17 protein-coding genes are annotated in these 15,879 nt (G+C 35.3%); 5 read left to right on the forward strand and 12 right to left on the reverse strand.

Going from position 1 to position 15,879, the window contains the following annotated elements; genetic code table 11:
- Nucleotide 1 precedes the first annotated feature (1 nt).
- The 10 genes from CSC80_RS01050 to CSC80_RS01095 form a co-directional block, all read right to left on the reverse strand.
- Nucleotides 2-1,165, reverse strand: a complete 1,164-nt coding sequence (locus CSC80_RS01050) for a sigma-54 dependent transcriptional regulator (RefSeq protein ID WP_071341561.1) — start codon at nt 1,163-1,165, stop codon at nt 2-4.
- A 9-nt stretch (nt 1,166-1,174) separates the two neighbouring features.
- Complete coding sequence (locus CSC80_RS01055) at nt 1,175-2,059, reverse strand: DUF6268 family outer membrane beta-barrel protein (RefSeq protein WP_143751709.1); 885 nt, start codon at nt 2,057-2,059, stop codon at nt 1,175-1,177.
- Nucleotides 2,046-2,978: a mechanosensitive ion channel domain-containing protein gene (locus CSC80_RS01060; RefSeq protein ID WP_058103574.1), complete on the reverse strand. Its 933-nt coding sequence runs from the start codon at nt 2,976-2,978 to the stop codon at nt 2,046-2,048. Before CSC80_RS01060 ends, CSC80_RS01055 begins: the two co-directional genes overlap by 14 nt.
- Nucleotides 2,978-4,324: an ABC transporter permease gene (locus tag CSC80_RS01065; protein WP_099189159.1), complete on the reverse strand. Its 1,347-nt coding sequence runs from the start codon at nt 4,322-4,324 to the stop codon at nt 2,978-2,980. The genes CSC80_RS01060 and CSC80_RS01065 overlap by 1 nt, the downstream gene beginning before the upstream one ends.
- Nucleotides 4,317-5,255, reverse strand: a complete 939-nt coding sequence (locus CSC80_RS01070) for an ATP-binding cassette domain-containing protein (protein ID WP_099189161.1) — start codon at nt 5,253-5,255, stop codon at nt 4,317-4,319. Before CSC80_RS01070 ends, CSC80_RS01065 begins: the two co-directional genes overlap by 8 nt.
- Before the next feature lie 236 nt (nt 5,256-5,491).
- The gene (gene dnaJ, locus CSC80_RS01075; protein WP_058103577.1) at nt 5,492-6,610 is read right to left on the reverse strand and encodes a molecular chaperone DnaJ; all 1,119 of its coding nucleotides are present in this window, start codon (nt 6,608-6,610) and stop codon (nt 5,492-5,494) included.
- Between the two features lie 9 nt (nt 6,611-6,619).
- Nucleotides 6,620-7,183, reverse strand: a complete 564-nt coding sequence (locus CSC80_RS01080; protein WP_058103578.1) for a nucleotide exchange factor GrpE — start codon at nt 7,181-7,183, stop codon at nt 6,620-6,622.
- 136 nt (nt 7,184-7,319) lie between these two features.
- Nucleotides 7,320-8,282, reverse strand: coding sequence for a TIGR01777 family oxidoreductase (locus tag CSC80_RS01085; RefSeq protein WP_099189163.1), 963 nt, complete (start codon nt 8,280-8,282; stop codon nt 7,320-7,322).
- Nucleotides 8,283-8,395: 113 nt separating this feature from the next.
- On the reverse strand, nt 8,396-9,058 hold the full coding sequence (gene mnmD / locus CSC80_RS01090) for a tRNA (5-methylaminomethyl-2-thiouridine)(34)-methyltransferase MnmD (protein ID WP_099189165.1): 663 nt from the start codon (nt 9,056-9,058) through the stop codon (nt 8,396-8,398).
- The gene (locus CSC80_RS01095; RefSeq protein WP_099189168.1) at nt 9,059-9,538 is read right to left on the reverse strand and encodes a DUF4920 domain-containing protein; all 480 of its coding nucleotides are present in this window, start codon (nt 9,536-9,538) and stop codon (nt 9,059-9,061) included.
- A 108-nt stretch (nt 9,539-9,646) separates the two neighbouring features.
- Here CSC80_RS01095 and CSC80_RS01100 point away from each other — a divergent pair, with 108 nt between their 5' ends.
- Complete coding sequence (locus CSC80_RS01100; protein WP_099189170.1) at nt 9,647-10,717, forward strand: branched-chain amino acid aminotransferase; 1,071 nt, start codon at nt 9,647-9,649, stop codon at nt 10,715-10,717.
- Nucleotides 10,718-10,759: 42 nt separating this feature from the next.
- Here the strand turns inward: CSC80_RS01100 and CSC80_RS01105 are convergent, their stop codons facing one another.
- A complete protein-coding gene (locus CSC80_RS01105; RefSeq protein ID WP_058103583.1) occupies nt 10,760-11,146 on the reverse strand; it encodes a nucleoside triphosphate pyrophosphohydrolase family protein in 387 nt (128 codons plus the stop codon).
- Between the two features lie 550 nt (nt 11,147-11,696).
- On the opposite strand from CSC80_RS01105, the gene crcB reads away from it, so the two are divergent.
- From crcB to CSC80_RS01130, 4 genes are all read left to right on the forward strand, one after another.
- Nucleotides 11,697-12,068 (forward strand): fluoride efflux transporter CrcB, encoded by a 372-nt coding sequence (gene crcB / locus CSC80_RS01115; protein ID WP_091605978.1) that lies wholly within the window; start codon nt 11,697-11,699, stop codon nt 12,066-12,068.
- 291 nt (nt 12,069-12,359) lie between these two features.
- The gene (locus tag CSC80_RS01120) at nt 12,360-12,698 is read left to right on the forward strand and encodes a P-II family nitrogen regulator (protein WP_058104293.1); all 339 of its coding nucleotides are present in this window, start codon (nt 12,360-12,362) and stop codon (nt 12,696-12,698) included.
- Nucleotides 12,699-12,728: 30 nt separating this feature from the next.
- On the forward strand, nt 12,729-13,967 hold the full coding sequence (amt, locus tag CSC80_RS01125) for an ammonium transporter (protein ID WP_074672620.1): 1,239 nt from the start codon (nt 12,729-12,731) through the stop codon (nt 13,965-13,967).
- A gap of 100 nt (nt 13,968-14,067) precedes the next feature.
- A complete protein-coding gene (locus CSC80_RS01130) occupies nt 14,068-15,081 on the forward strand; it encodes an outer membrane beta-barrel protein (RefSeq protein ID WP_071341551.1) in 1,014 nt (337 codons plus the stop codon).
- Between the two features lie 82 nt (nt 15,082-15,163).
- Here CSC80_RS01130 and CSC80_RS01135 read toward each other — a convergent pair whose 3' ends face one another.
- Nucleotides 15,164-15,814, reverse strand: coding sequence for a DUF1684 domain-containing protein (locus CSC80_RS01135; RefSeq protein ID WP_317197077.1), 651 nt, complete (start codon nt 15,812-15,814; stop codon nt 15,164-15,166).
- Between the last annotated feature and the right edge of the window lie 65 nt (nt 15,815-15,879).

Below are 15,879 nucleotides of genomic sequence, written 5' to 3' on the forward strand. Positions count from 1 at the left end.
GTTATTTACTAGCGAACAATTTTACATCATCTTCTGAAACTTGTTGACCTCCAAGAATTATTAGGCGTTCAACTACATTTCTAAGTTCACGAATGTTCCCGGTCCAATCATAGGCCTTAAGCAAATCAATAGCTTTACTAGAGAAGGTTTTACCCGCCATACCTTGCTCTTCAGCTATTTTCTTAGAGAAATGTTCTATTAACAAGGGAATATCATCTCTTCTATCATTTAAACTAGGCACTTGAATCAATATCACTGCTAGTCTATGATATAGATCTTCTCTAAAATTACCCTCTTCAATCTCCTTTTTCAAGTCTTTATTCGTTGCCGCCACTACACGAACATCTACTTTTATATCCTTATCCGTACCTACACGAGAGATTTTACTTTCTTGAAGTGCCCTTAACACTTTGGCTTGAGCGGACAAACTCATATCACCAATTTCATCTAGGAAAATAGTTCCCTTATTGGCAGCCTCAAACTTACCCGCCCTATCTTTAACAGCAGATGTAAAAGCACCTTTCACATGTCCAAAAAGCTCACTTTCAATTAATTCTGATGGTATTGCAGCACAATTAACTTCAATAAAAGGTGATGAACTCCTGGCGCTTTTCTCATGTAACCAATGAGCTACAAGCTCTTTACCCGTACCATTTGAACCTGTAATAAGAACACGCGCATCAGTAGGCGCAACTTTTTCAATGATCTCTTTTATAATGTTTATCTCATTACTTTCACCGATCATCTCATAATTCTTACTCACCTTTTTCTTTAGGTTTTTATTCTCAACGACCAAAACCTTACGATCCAAGGCATTTCTTACGGTGGTAAGCAATCTATTTAAATCCGGTGGTTTTGAGATATAGTCAAAAGCACCTAACCTCATAGTATTTACAGCAGTATCTAAATCTCCATGCCCAGAAATCATAATGAACGGAATCTCCGGTTTTATCTTTCTAGCCGCTTCCAATACTTCTACACCATCCATTTTTGGCATTTTAATATCGCAAAGCACCAAATCATAGTCGTTGTTCTTTATAGTTTCCAATCCTTTTAATCCGTCTTCGGCCTCCTCTACTGAATAAGAGTCGCTTTCTTCAGATAAAATTTTAACCAACACCCTTCTAATTGCCGCTTCATCTTCTATTACTAATATTTTTGACATAACTGCTTTTTAAATTCCTATTCTAATTCCTGTTCTAAAGTAAAGTCCGGCCGCATCGTTCAACGTGAAAATATCTTCTCTTTCTTCGTTTCTTAATGCACTATTTTGATAGATGGATCTACCACCTATAAAGTAGACGGACATATCTTTAGTTATTTTATACTGATAACCTAATGTCAATAATAATGCCGTTGAAGACACATCAGTAGATAAATTGTTACCAGACAATAAAATATCGTTTTGAATATTGACATAATATCCATCTAAAAATACTTCGGTTTGAAAAAAATGACCTTTCTTGGTAAAATATTTCATCCCTGATTTTGGTGCCCCCAATACATAAGACCAATTGGGGTGGAACCTTTTTTCATAATACACAAAAGGCAACGGAACGTCTATAGGAGAAGTGCCATTATATGAAATTCCTAAAACCAACATATATGGCTTTTCTACATCCTTTACGTTTTTATATGCCCCAACCGTGTAGTTCATATTAAAGTCATCTTCTTGTAGTTCTTCAACAAAATTAGATGACCACCTTGGTGTTACAACACCTATTAGATTCCACTTTTCACTTAATTTATATAAATAAGCAAAATTTACATCCAACACGTGGAACTTGCTTAAATCGCCAGCATCCGGAAATAAATCATCTGGCACCTCAAAATTATATCTGTTATATTCAGCCCCCAATACTACGTAATCTTTTTTATCACGGACCGCAAAGGGAACGTTGAGCACCAATTTTATACGTGAAGTCTCTACCTCACCGCTATTTTCCGGCATCAACATATACTCTAACCTTAACACATCTGGTGTTTGAGAATAAAAGGGCTCAACAACAAACATCATTAAACACAGAATTCCCAGGCAAGCATACTTATGCTTTATCATCACTATTTGTATTTGATACATTGCTGTGTTGAAAAGGTGCCTGTTGATACAAATGAACATCTCTTTGCGGAAAAGGAATAGAAATATTATGCTTTCTGAATTCAGCATCTATTTTATACCTTACTTCACTCTTTATTTTGGGATCTGTAAAGCTATCTGTAATGTAAAAATTAACAGCAAAAACTAACGCCGAATCACCAAAATCTTCAAAAATAACAAATGGTTTTGGGCTTTTTAATATGCTTCTTTGCCCTTTGATAACATCCAATAATATTTTGGTCACTAAATCAATATCACTACCGTAAGCTACACCAACACGTACCAACTCTCGTGTAGTTTTATGGTTTTGAGTATAGTTGTACACTATATCACTAATAAATTTGTGATTGGGAATTATGATCACCTTATCATCTCTGGTAATTGCCCTTGTAGTGCGCAATTTAATTTCAAATACCTTACCGACTTTATTGTCAATTTCAATGATATCCCCAACTCTTAAAGACTTGTCTACAATGATAAAAATACCACCAATAATATCCTGAAAAATTTCTTGTAAAGCCAGTCCAAGTCCGACGAATAACGCAGCGGATGCCGTAATTAAAATGGTAATATCTATACCCGCAGCGCTCATGGTAAAAAGAATCACTACAACGTAGACCAGATATTTGATAAACTTGAAAATACTGATAAACTTCAGCTTATCATCCATTTCCATTTTTCTGGTAAAAAATCTACGAATTGCTTGTAAAACCGTACTAGTAAGTAAAAAAGCTACCGTAAGCAATAACAGAAGACCTACAGTAATATGTATGGATTTTTCACCATCACCAAATTGATAGCCTAGGTCCAAGAATTTTTTAATGGTTCCCCAAACATCATCTTCTATTATTTCCTTTATTTTTTCTGTACCCTCCTGCATTATGACGAGTATTTAAGCCATTTATACAATTCTTTATAAGTAGGTTTTTTACCGTACATTAAAATTCCCACTCGGTAAATTTTTGCGGCAACCCAAACAATACCTATAAATGTACCTATTAAAATTAAAATAGATGTAATCAATTGCCATAACGGTACACCACCCTCACCTATACCCCAAGGCAAACGCATTAACATAACAATTGGCGAGGTTAACGGAAAAAGAGAGAAAGCAACGGCTATTGGGCCGTTAGGATTACTGAAAACCGAAAAGAAGCCAACGTAAATAGCTAGCATTAACGGAAGTATTACCGGGAAAATGAATTGCTGTGTATCGGTCTCATTATCTACCGCAGCGCCAATTGCTGCATAGATAGAACTATAAATTAAATATCCCAGAACAAAATAAATTATAAAAAACACTAGCATTGCTATGATCGGAATCTCAAAAATTTCTTGGGCATATAACTGTACATTTTGTGTAAGGGCATCTACATCTACATTTGCCCCGTTCACCATACCTGGAGCAACACCACCACCTTTGGTTAAGCTCGCAGGGTCAATATCAAAAATAGCCAAGCCAACTATCAATAATATTCCGCCAGAGATAATCCAAATTCCAAATTGTGTAATACCCGCTAACGAGGTACCAATTATTTTACCCATCATTAAATGAAAAGGTTTCACTGATGAAATAATGACCTCAATTATTCTACTGGTTTTTTCCTCAATAACGCTGCGCATAACAAACCCACCATATATAATAATGAACATCATTATAAGGTAACCGAACGCCCCACCTATTATGGCCTTTATCTCATTGATACCTTTTACGTTCTGTGTACCATCAAAAGTTTCAATATTAATGGCATAATCGCGATCCATTTCAGCATATTCTTTGGGAGACACACCCAACTCACGCAATCTTTCTTGCCGTAATCTGCTATTAATGGAAGATTCTAATTTATCTAGTATGGTAGAGCTAGGAGCATCTTGGCTATAAAAAAAAGCTCTTTTTGCCACCTTCTCCAAACTAGATTCGTTAGGCAAATAAATAAGACCGTAAAAACCCAAACTTAATGTAGAGTCTTTGGCCTGTGCTAGTGAGATGTTGTTAAAGTTGATGTATGATGTAGCTTCTGATGTTACAAATTCATTTGCAAAATATTCGCTTTCGTTCAATACACCTATTACCTTTTTATCATTGTCATTTAATTGCGTTAAATATGCAATCAACAATATCATACCTACCATTAGAAAAGGGCTCAAAAAGGTCATAACCACAAAAGACTTATTGCGAACTTTGGCTATGTATTCTCTTTTAATAATTAGAGGTAATTTATTCATGAGCGATATTTTTGTTCTGAATAGTTTTAATAAAAATATCGTTTGCAGAAGGTATCGTCTCCTTAAACTCATTGACGTTTGCCCTTGACCCTAGAAATGATAGAATTTCCCTAGACTCATTTGAGGGTAGTTGCACCTCTAAATTCAACTGATTTTCCAGAACATCATATTGATGGTCAAGAATCTGAAATTTACTTTTCATCTCGTTCATCAACAATTCTTGATTATCCGTTTGCAAACCAATTTTAAAAATATTGTTTTTATATGCCTTTTTGATATCGGACAATTTTCCGTCAAGTATTTTTTCGGATTTATGAATTAAGGCAATATGCTCACATAATTCTTCTACAGATTCCATTCTATGTGTTGAAAATATAATAGAAGTACCTTTATCCTTTAAGCTTAGGATTTGCTCTTTAATGATATTGGCGTTGATAGGGTCAAAGCCACTAAAAGGCTCGTCAAAAATCAATAATTTGGGCTCATGAAGTACCGTAACAACAAATTGAATTTTTTGGGCCATACCCTTAGAAAGCTCCTGAATCTTTTTGTTCCACCAATCACCTATCTCCAGTCTTTCAAACCAATACTTAAGCCGCTTTTTTGCCTCAACTTTTGACAGTCCCTTTAATTGAGCTAAATACAATGCCTGCTCGCCAACCTTCATACTCTTGTACAGTCCTCGCTCTTCGGGCAGATACCCAATCTGTGCAATATGCTCGGTTTTTAACAGCTCGCCGTCAAAATATACCTTACCCTGGTCAGGAAAAGTAATCTGATTAATAATACGTATCAATGTAGTCTTACCAGCACCATTTGGCCCCAATAAACCGTAAATACTATTCTTAGGAATTTCTAGGGAAACGTTTTTTAATGCCGTATGGCTCCCAAACTGTTTGGTGACATCATTAGCTACCAAAATGTGACTCATGTACTCAATTTCTACAAAGATATTGAATTGTTTTGACCTGCTATACTCTTTATGATTCCTTTATACCAAACCAATTACAGTAGAGATAAGCATAAAACGATGTGCCCTAAAAAGCAAAACCCACCCTTAATAAATCAAGGATGGGAAAAAAATTGCTATGAAAAAGAAAATTAATATTGGTCGCCCAATATTATCTCAAATATACGTTTTTTATTTAATAACCAAATATTTAGAAATTAAGAGAACATATCTTTCACTTTTTCAAAAAATGACTTATCAGATTTCTCCGGTCTAGGCTCAAAATTATCATTGCCTTGCATTTTTTCAAAGAACTCTTTTTGCTCTTTATTCAATTCTTTAGGTGTCCACACATTAACATGAACCAATATATCACCAGCTCCATATCCGTTTAAGCTAGTAATACCTTTACCTCGTAATCTCAATATTTTACCTGATTGTATTCCTGGCTCTAATTTAATACGAACCTTTCCACCAACTGAATCTATTTCTTTAGATGTACCTAAAACCGCATCAGAGATACTTACATAAAGATCATAATGCAAGTTATCACCTTCTCTTTTTAATGTACTATGCTCTTGTGTTTCTATAGCCACTAACAGGTCTCCCGGCACCCCGTTACCCGGAGCATCGTTACCTTTGTTAGGAACCTTCAACTGCATACCTTCTTCTACACCGGCCGGAATATTAATAGATACCGTTTCTTCCACTACCTTTAACCCCTGTGCATCGGCATCACCAGGTTTACCGTCCAAAATCTGTCCACTACCGCCACAAGTACTACAAACTGCAGCTGTTTGCATTCTACCAAGTATGGTATTTTGAATTTTGGTCACCTGACCTCTTCCATTACACGTAGAACATGTTTTGTAAGTAACACCTTCTGCCTGTACTTTTCTCTTTACTTTAACTTTTTTCTCCACACCATTGGCAACTTCTTCCAAGGTCAAAGAAACCCTAATACGGAGGTTACTTCCTTTTACCCTTCTTTGACCGCCACCGCCGCCAAATCCACCAAAGCCGCCGCCGCCAAAAGCACCACCGAAAATATCACCAAATTGGCTGAAGATATCATCCATATTCATGCCGCCACCGCCAAAACCGCCGGCACCACCTTCAAAAGCTGCATGACCAAATTGATCATAACGCGCTTTCTTATCTGCATCGCTAAGCACTTCATAAGCTTCGGCAGATTTTTTAAACTTCTCTTCGGCAGAACTGTCACCAGGATTTTTATCCGGGTGATACTGTAATGCTTTTTTACGATAAGCTTTCTTTATCTCTGCAGCAGTAGCGTTTTTACTAATGCCCAATACTTCATAATAATCTTCCTTCATTCCAATTATTTAATTTCCTACTACTACTTTTGGATGCCTAATAATACGGTCACCTAACTTAAAACCTTTTTCGATGACGTCAATAACCTTTCCTTTCATCTTTTTGTCCGGAGCAGGTATTTGAGTAATGGCCTCATGAATCTCTGCATCAAAAACATCACCTGCATTAACTTCAACCATCTCTAAACCTTTAGCTTTCAAGGTCTCTCTAAACTTGACATTTATTAACTCTACTCCTTTGAAAACCTCTTTATCGTCAGATTTAGCCAACTCTTTCATAGCTCTATCAAAATCATCTAACACAGGTAATAATGAAACTATAACTTCTTGACCTGCCGTTTTAAAAAGCTCCATACGTTCTTTAGAAGTACGTCTTTTATAATTTTCAAATTCAGCAAATAATCTTAAAAACTTATCCTTTTCTTTTGCAAGTTCTTCACTTAGCGTCTCTTCAACAGACTTTTCTTCCTCTACATTTTCCTTTTCATCTCCTGCCTTTTGTTCTTGTGTTTCGCCCTCTAAAAGCTCATCTTCCAAGAATTCTTCGTCCAAAGTGTTTTCTTTATCACTCATAATTAATTGTAATTTAAATCGCTGTTTAAAAGCAGGCAAAAGTACTGCCAATTCTTTAAAAATGTCAAAATGTCACAAAAGAATAAAAAAAATCCGCCAAAAGCGGATTATCTATCTAGGTAAGAAACTATTTTATTTAAGAAACAAATTGCTTTGTCACATTACTTTTATCATCTACACACTTAGTACCACTATCATATATTGCACCTAGTGCTTGACATATATTCACATAATTAAACACAAAACCTTCTTCTTCAATTTTTTTACTACTAACCCGCTGACTAGCGAATAATATATACGCCATTTTACCTAACACGGTGTACATTACTAACTTGGGCACATTTGGCATAAACAAAGGTTGATCCAAAGCCTTTGCTATTTCCTTGATCATCTTGGCATTAGTCACCGGGTTGGGTGCCACTCCGTTATATACACCCTTTAACTTATACTTTATAATATGTATAAAAATACCTGCCAAATCTGCAACATGAATCCAAGACTGCCACTGCTCTCCTGTTCCAAATGCGGAACCTACATAATATTTAACCGGTTTTGCCATTTCTGGCAATGCACCACCATCTTTAGACAACACCAAACCAATTCTAACTTTAGCAACCGTTAGTCCAAGAGATTTAAATTCGTTTGCCTTTTTCTCCCAAAGGCTAACCACTTCTCCTAAAAAACTATCATCAACATTAGTATTATCTTCTGTATAATAATGACTTAAAGAATCTTGATAAATACCTATAGCGGATGCGGACACCAAATATTTTACCGTATGGCCTTCACGCTCCAATAATGTTTTCCTAAGAAGTTCTAAGGTATTGACCCTACTGTCAATAATTTCTTTCTTATAACTATTTGTCCACCTTTTAGAGATACTTGACCCTGCTAAATTGATAATGGTAGAAACACCATCTAAGCAGTTGGCATCTATTTCACCTGTAGTAGGATCCCAGAAATAACCTTGATAGTTTTGTTTTGAAACAATTTTATTTTTTCGAGTAGTTAGGTAATTAACGGCATAACCTTTTTCATGGCATTGAGATACCAACTCGCTACCTACTAAACCCGTTGCACCTGTAATCAATACTTTCATGGAATAAAGATATTGCTTTTGATGCTCGCTGATATGCAATTTAATTTCGATTTAACATAAATGCAGAACCTATTGAATTTAAAGGCGTTAAAGTTTTACTAACACCATATTAATTATTGTTTTTTTGCCCTTAACATTTCTCTTTTGCCAGGAGGTCCAGGTAACCTTTCTACCAAAAAACCAACTTCAAGCATGGCTCTTCTTACACTGCCTTTTGCTGCATATGTAACCAAATAACCACCACTTTTCATTGCTTTGAACATAGTTTCAAAGATTTCAACCGTCCACAGTTCCGGTTGTACCCTAGCTCCAAATGCATCAAAATAAACCAAATCAAAAGCATTGCTTTTACTAATATCCTTGAAGAATTTTTGTTCCTTTATTAGGCTGAAGTCTCCGGTTACCTCAACCAACTTTTCCCATGGAGATGTGTGCATTGTAGCAAATTCATCTTTCAAGGAATTTGCTTTCAACTGCTCTAAATAGTTTAGCTGGCCAAGTTCATCTTTAGAAACGGGATACGCCTCTACACCAGTATAATTAATCTTTAGGTTTCTTTTTTTGAATTCAATTAAAGTAATCAGTGCATTTAAACCGGTACCAAATCCAATTTCCAAAATATCTACCGTTGTATTTTCAAATAAGTCTAAGCCAGAGTGTATAAATACATGATAAGCCTCTTGAATAGCACCGTGTTTTGAATGATACTGTTCTTGCCAATCTTTTATTTGAATGGTCGTAGAACCATCAGCCGTTGTAATAATTTCCCTTTTCAATTAATTTGGAACTAATACTCCAGAAGCCTCAAAACTGTAAGTTCTTTTTGGAGATGTTATTTGTGCTATCTCTTGAGCTGTTTTACCGCCATCTTTAGCATAATGTCTTTGATCATCAACACTCATTTCTTCAACAAATGCCTTACCATTCAAAACCACTTCCTTTTCTAAAATATCAGCTGGCATAAAAAAACCGTAATCTTTAAAACGTACCATAGCTTGGTTTCCATCAGCTAGCTCAACGGTCATCCAACACCCTTTAACTTTGCACACTTCTTTTACCTTGGTTTTAAATTGTAGCTGTAAAGAATCAGAAACAGGCATGGTGGCAAATTGCCTCATAACTTCATCTTTTTCACTCAATGTAGTGACAGTAAACTCTTCACCGTAAAACTTTGAAGAAGTATTTGCATCATTTTGTTGTCCAAAACATGAAAAAATGCCAAATAAAAAGACAAGTAATATGTTAAATCCTTTCATAAATCTCAAAAATGTTGATATCCCTGCAAAACTGATCAATTTTAAAGAAAAAAAGAAGTGCTACTATGGATATTTGTTTAATTTTAATCAACTAAAGTTACGTATTTCATGAGTATTGCAACGAAAGATATCATAGTAGAAAAAGTTAAAACTTCAAAAATTGACCAAGTTGATTTTGACAATTTAACCTTTGGTTCTGTATTTACTGACCATATGTTGGTCTGCACATATAAGAACGGAGCATGGGAAACACCTACAATAACTCCATACCAACCTATAACACTTGACCCTTCTTCTAAAATTTTCCATTACGGACAATCTATATTCGAAGGTATGAAAGCATATAAGGACAAAAATGACGATGTCTTTTTATTTAGACCGTTAGACAACTTTAAACGCTTAAATATTTCTGCAGAGAGAATGTGCATACCGCAGATTCCCGAAGACTATTTCATGGAAGGTTTAACTACACTGTTAAACTTGGATAAAGAATTTATACCAACAAAAGAAGGAGGTTCTTTATACATTAGACCTTTTATGTTCGCTTCTGGCAACGGATTTCATGCTTCACCTGCAAATGAATATAAGTTTATTATTGCCTGTGCTCCTTCTGGGGCATATTTTTCAGGTAAAGTAAAAGTTCTTATCGAAGAAAAATATTCAAGATCAGCTAATGGAGGTGTTGGTTTCGCAAAAGCAGGTGGAAACTATGCAGGGCAATTTTACCCAACCCAATTGGCCATTGAAAAAGGATACAATCAGGTAATCTGGACAGATGACACCACTCACGAATATATAGAAGAGGCTGGTGCAATGAATATTTTCATTAGAATAAACGACACTTTATTGACCGCACCTACAAGTGATCGTATTTTAGATGGTATAACAAGAAAGAGTATTTTAGAAATTGCCAAAGACCAAGGTATAAAGACCGAGGTAAGAAAAATTACAGTAAAAGAAGTAGTTGAAGCAGCTAAAGACGGTTCATTAAAAGAAATGTTCGGTGCAGGTACTGCTGCAGTAATATCACCAATCGCTGGATTTGGTTTTAGAGATACAGATTATGATCTACCAGAATTAGATAATAGTTATGGTCAACAATTAAAGAAAATCATTACGGATATTCAATACAACAAGTCTGAGGACGAGTTTGGATGGCGCTTTAAACTGAAAGCTTAAAAAATTAATTCATAATAAAAAGGGGGCAAATTGCCCCCTTTTTTATTTACTCAATATTTCATTAATATTAGGTTTAAAATAGTTAGGGCCTTTTAAAACCTTACCATCTTCCCGGTAAATTGGCTTACCATCTTCACCCAACTTACTCATATTACTACGTTGTATTTCATTGAACACCTCTTCAATTTTGTATTGCATGCCATGTTCTAGAATTGTACCACACAATATGTACAACATATCTCCAAGGGCGTCGGCAACTTCTACCAAATCATTATTTTGGGCAGCCTCTAAATACTCCTTATTCTCTTCATCCATTAAATTAAAGCGCAACATATTCTTGGCTGGTCCTAAATCAGCAATCATTTCCTCAGAAACACCTAGACCAAAAGAATTATGAAATTCCTTTACTGCATTGATTTTGTTTTTCATTTTTATTTTACCGTTTTAGGTTAGCTTTGCGTAAAAATATAAAATATGTTTAGCACCGGACAAATCATTTTTGCAATCGCTTTTGCCGTGGTTTTTACGATCATAATCATTATTTCTTACAAAAAAGACCTTGATTTTCATCGTAAAAATTTTAAAGGTGTTAAATGGATTGGCATATCCTTTGCACTTTTCTTGATTTTACTACTATTTATAAAGTTTTTCCTAAAGGAATAGTTAATTTTTTTCCTACACCACAAAAATTAACGTTTTCACAACAAAACGGTCAATATCCTCGTTTAATATACCAAATACCGTAATTTTGCGTTATTCATCTATAAAGGTGTAATAAATTATGATGACATTTCTTACAATTTTTTTAGTATTAGTAGGTATTAACGTTGCCTTAGTTGTAGTTAGCTTAATAAGTGTTTCTCAAAAAACGAAAACTTCTTCTCAAAAGCTATCCAAACAACCAATTTCTGTTATTTACCCATTAGATTTACTTACAACCAGCTACAAGAAAGCCGTTTAGTTTTTACCTTTATAAGGTATGAAACAATTTATACTGGTTTTTTTAGGTGGGGGGTTCGGTAGTATATTAAGATATATTATATCTAAAAACCTTAACGCCTACTATTCAAATTTCTATTTAGGTACTTTTCTTGTCAACGTAATTGGTTGTCTAATAATAGGTATACTAATAGGACTCTCCTTAAAGAACAATTACATTTCTGAAAATCAGACTTTATTATTAGCCACCGGATTTTGCGGAGGCTTTACCACTTTCTCTACATTTGCTTTAGAAAGCAATATCCTTTTAAAAGAATCTTCTCTACTTCAAACTTCATTATATATGGGGTTAAGTGTCGTTATTGGTGTCTTAGCCATCTCATTAGGTCTTTGGATTTGCAAAATGTTATAGAATTAACATTCACTAAGCACTATTTTATTTTTGTTCATTTTTTTAGGTATTTGCTCATTTTTTAAACAATCGTTAGATAATCTCTCGTTTTTCTGACGATTATTCTACACACAGGTTAATTTCATCAATTCCATTTATAGATATTGTCAAAATATTTAACCATAAATAACATTACCCTAAAATTTATGGGGTATATATTAAGATACTCGTAAAAATTACGCATGAACCCCTAATATTTTTAGGGTGACAATGTTTTTAACATATATTTGGCAATATCAAAAACTTATTCAAATGAAAAAAATCGAGGCAATTATTAGAAAATCAAAGTTTGACGATGTCAAAGAAGCGTTGCACAGTATTGAAGTAAATTTCTTCAGTTACTGGGATGTAACAGGTGTAGGTAATGAAAAAGAAGGTCACGTTTACCGTGGTATCTCTTACAGTACTACTGATATACAACGCAGGTACCTAACCATTGTAGTATCAGATGACTTTCTAGAAAAAACAGTTAATAAAATACTAGAGGCAGCTTACTCCGGTAATGTAGGTGACGGTAAAATATTTGTATCTGAAGTCCTTCAAGCATATAGAATAAGAACTAAAGAAGACGGTTTAGCCGGTATTAACTAAATAAAATAACTAACTAAAAAACTAAACGAAATGGACGCAGGATTATTTACAGCAAATAACGTATGGATGATGTTGGCTACCGCATTGGTATTCTTCATGCATACAGGTTTTGCCTTTTTAGAAATTGGCTTAACAAGACAAAAGAACACAATCAACATATTATTTAAGAATATATTCATTATTACAGGTGGTTTACTTCTTTATTATGCATGGGGTTTCAATTTAATGTACCCAGGTTTTGAAGACGGAGATATGGGCTTATTAAAATTTGCAGGTTTCGGTATTGGTGCCCCTGAAGGCGGTATGACACCTGACTATGCAGATGGCGGCTACACGTGGTGGACAGATTTTCTTTTCCAAGGAATGTTCGCAGCAACAGCGGCTACTATTGTATCTGGTGCAGTAGCAGAACGTATGAAAATTGGAGCTTTCATGATATTTACAGTAATCTACGTTGGTTTGGTATACCCTATAGTAGGTGCTTGGAAATGGGGAGGCGGATTCCTGGATTCATGGGGATTCTATGATTTTGCAGGTTCTACTTTAGTACACTCAGTAGGTGGATGGGCAGCTTTAGTTGCAATATACCTTTTAGGTTCTAGAATTGGAAAATTCGGTAAAGATGGTAAGCCAAACGCTATACCGGGTCACAGCATACCAATGGCTACCGCAGGTGTATTGATATTATGGTTAGGATGGTTTGGGTTTAACGGCGGTTCAGTATTATCCGCAGATCCAGAATTGACATCTTTAGTATTGGTTACTACAAGTTTGGCTGCAGCCGCTGGTGGATTTGGAGCTATGATCACCTCTACTATTCTTTATAAGAACTTGGATTTAACTATGTTCTTAAACGGTATTCTTGGTGGATTGGTAGGTATTACCGCAGGAGCGGATTTAATGTCACCAAATGAAGCTGTAATCATTGGATTCATTGCCGGTATTATCATTGTAGGTGGTGTTGCCTTGGTAGACAAATTAAAATTAGATGACCCTGTAGGTGCTGTAGCAGTTCACTTGATCTGTGGTATCTGGGGAACATTGGTTGTAGGTATCTTCGGTAGCATGGCTAGTGGAGCTCAGTTCATGACACAACTATACGGTGTATTGATCGTAGGTGGGTTCTGTATAGTAACCTCTGGTATTATTTTAGGAGTACTTAAAGCAACTATTGGACTTAGAGTTTCTAAAGAAGAAGAAGTTGAAGGTTTAGATCTTCATGAGCACGGAATGGATGCTTATGCTGATTTCAGAATGAACCAACACTAAAAAAATACGGAGCGTTTTGCAGAACGCTCCGTTACATAACCTTTTCAATAAATAAATTTCTCAAAATTAATTCATCCCATTAGGGATTAAATCAAAACTTATGAAAACGATTATAAATACAAAGTACGTAAAAAATATTTTCGCATCAGGTCTTATGCTTTTTGCAGCTGCAGGTGTAGTAGCTCAAGAAGAGGAAGAGAAAAAAATTAGCATTAGCGGTTCTGTAGATGCTTATTACCAAACAAATTTAAGTGCTTCTGATGCTACCCCTCAATCATTCGGTAGCTCATTTGCCAACGAATTAGGGTTTGCATTGGGTATGGCCAATATAGTTGCCGCTTACGAAGGCGAAAAAACCGGTGTAGTTGCAGATGTTGTATTTGGCCCTAGAGGTGAAGATGCTGTGGGTGGTTATAACCTAAATCAATTATATGCTTACTGGAATGTATCTGATGCTACTACATTAACAATGGGTAGATTTAATACATACTTAGGATACGAAGTAATTTCTCCGGTAGGTAACTTTAACTACAGCACATCTTACTTGTTCTCTAGCGGACCTTTTTCTCATGTAGGTTTAAAGGCTGATTTTGCTTTATCTGATGATTTCAGTTTAATGTTAGCTATTATGAACGTAACCGATACCAACAATAACTTAACTGGCGCATATTCTGCTGGAGCTCAATTGGGTTATTCAGGTCAGTACCTTAACTTCTACTACGATGGTGGTGAGGCTTTAGGTTTTGAAATTGATTATACAGGTGGTTTTGATCTTTCAGAAGATTTCTTCTTAGGGATAAATGCAGCATATGCTGATAACGATGGTGCAGGATTCTCAGGTGTAGCACTATACCCACAATACGCTACATCAGACGACTTCTCTATAGGTTTAAGAGGTGAATATTTCGCAATTGATTTAGATGACCCAGCTATAGATAACCCTAACGTATTAGGATTAACTTTAACAGGGAGCTATACAGTAGAGAACTTAACCATTAAACCAGAAATCAGATTAGATTCTTGGGGTAGTGATGTTGAGCCTTACTTTGATGCAGACGGCGCAGCTTCTAAAAGCTTATCTTCTTTCTTAGTAGCAGCCGTATACTCTTTCTAAGTTGTTGATATAATTAATGGTTGATTTTATAGTTTAAGTTTTAAAACCTCGGCAATACCTGCCGAGGTTTTTTATTTTCCCATTAATGCTCAAAGGCTTTCACCCCTACTTTAATTTCTGTATCCAAATTATTGACCTTAGGCACAATTGGACAACTAAATTTTTTATTATAAGCGCAATAAGGATTATAGGCTTTATTGAAGTTCAAAATTATCTTATTGCCCTTTGGTATTCTTAAATCTAAATACCTACCACCGCCATACGTTTCTTCTCCGTTTGTATTATCTGTAAAAGGCAAAAACAAATAATCTTCATATTCGGCTTGCGTTATTAGCTCCGGCGATTGATAAATTTCCAATTTATGATCTTTTCCATTCAAGGTAAATTTAGCAATACCGTAAACCACCTCCGTTGATTCTCTACCTGTTGTTGTTGGCATTGAAAATGGTAAAGCTTCTGGCGTTCTTACAAGCTCCGCTTCTACTATGTAGTTGGTATCTGGCTCAAAAAATTCTAAAGACTCAAAATCAATTCTAAATCTATCGGGCAAAGGTGAAGATTCAGGATTTTTAAACTCAGCGTTCAGCTCTTCTTGAAACAGCAAAATATCAGCTAGCTTATCTGACTTTGTTATTGATTCAATGTTAGGTTTGGCATCATGATACTTTTTTTCTTGTCCGCAAGAAACCATTACACACAAAATCAATACTGCAATACTTATTCTCATATCCATTCATTTACATTTCAAAAATACAATATATTCATTGTAAGTTTTTCACATATAATCGTACTTTAGAA

The organism is Maribacter sp. 6B07 (assembly GCF_002700155.1).
In the GTDB taxonomy this organism is placed as follows: domain Bacteria; phylum Bacteroidota; class Bacteroidia; order Flavobacteriales; family Flavobacteriaceae; genus Maribacter; species Maribacter dokdonensis.

Excerpts from the sequence above, each read along its gene's own strand:
- crcB (WP_091605978.1), top strand. The coding sequence starts at position 11,697 with ATGAAACAATTTATACTGGTTTTTTTAGGTGGGGGGTTCGGTAGTATA.
- CSC80_RS01130 (WP_071341551.1), top strand. The coding sequence starts at position 14,068 with ATGAAAACGATTATAAATACAAAGTACGTAAAAAATATTTTCGCATCA.
- CSC80_RS01070 (WP_099189161.1), bottom strand. The coding sequence starts at position 5,255 with ATGAGTCACATTTTGGTAGCTAATGATGTCACCAAACAGTTTGGGAGC.
- CSC80_RS01105 (WP_058103583.1), bottom strand. The coding sequence starts at position 11,146 with ATGAAAAACAAAATCAATGCAGTAAAGGAATTTCATAATTCTTTTGGT.
- CSC80_RS01055 (WP_143751709.1), bottom strand. The coding sequence starts at position 2,059 with ATGATAAAGCATAAGTATGCTTGCCTGGGAATTCTGTGTTTAATGATG.
- CSC80_RS01060 (WP_058103574.1), bottom strand. The coding sequence starts at position 2,978 with ATGCAGGAGGGTACAGAAAAAATAAAGGAAATAATAGAAGATGATGTT.
- CSC80_RS01120 (WP_058104293.1), top strand. The coding sequence starts at position 12,360 with ATGAAAAAAATCGAGGCAATTATTAGAAAATCAAAGTTTGACGATGTC.
- CSC80_RS01080 (WP_058103578.1), bottom strand. The coding sequence starts at position 7,183 with ATGAGTGATAAAGAAAACACTTTGGACGAAGAATTCTTGGAAGATGAG.
- CSC80_RS01135 (WP_317197077.1), bottom strand. The coding sequence starts at position 15,814 with ATGGATATGAGAATAAGTATTGCAGTATTGATTTTGTGTGTAATGGTT.
- CSC80_RS01095 (WP_099189168.1), bottom strand. The coding sequence starts at position 9,538 with ATGAAAGGATTTAACATATTACTTGTCTTTTTATTTGGCATTTTTTCA.
- CSC80_RS01050 (WP_071341561.1), bottom strand. The coding sequence starts at position 1,165 with ATGTCAAAAATATTAGTAATAGAAGATGAAGCGGCAATTAGAAGGGTG.
- CSC80_RS01100 (WP_099189170.1), top strand. The coding sequence starts at position 9,647 with ATGAGTATTGCAACGAAAGATATCATAGTAGAAAAAGTTAAAACTTCA.
- CSC80_RS01085 (WP_099189163.1), bottom strand. The coding sequence starts at position 8,282 with ATGAAAGTATTGATTACAGGTGCAACGGGTTTAGTAGGTAGCGAGTTG.
- dnaJ (WP_058103577.1), bottom strand. The coding sequence starts at position 6,610 with ATGAAGGAAGATTATTATGAAGTATTGGGCATTAGTAAAAACGCTACT.
- amt (WP_074672620.1), top strand. The coding sequence starts at position 12,729 with ATGGACGCAGGATTATTTACAGCAAATAACGTATGGATGATGTTGGCT.
- CSC80_RS01065 (WP_099189159.1), bottom strand. The coding sequence starts at position 4,324 with ATGAATAAATTACCTCTAATTATTAAAAGAGAATACATAGCCAAAGTT.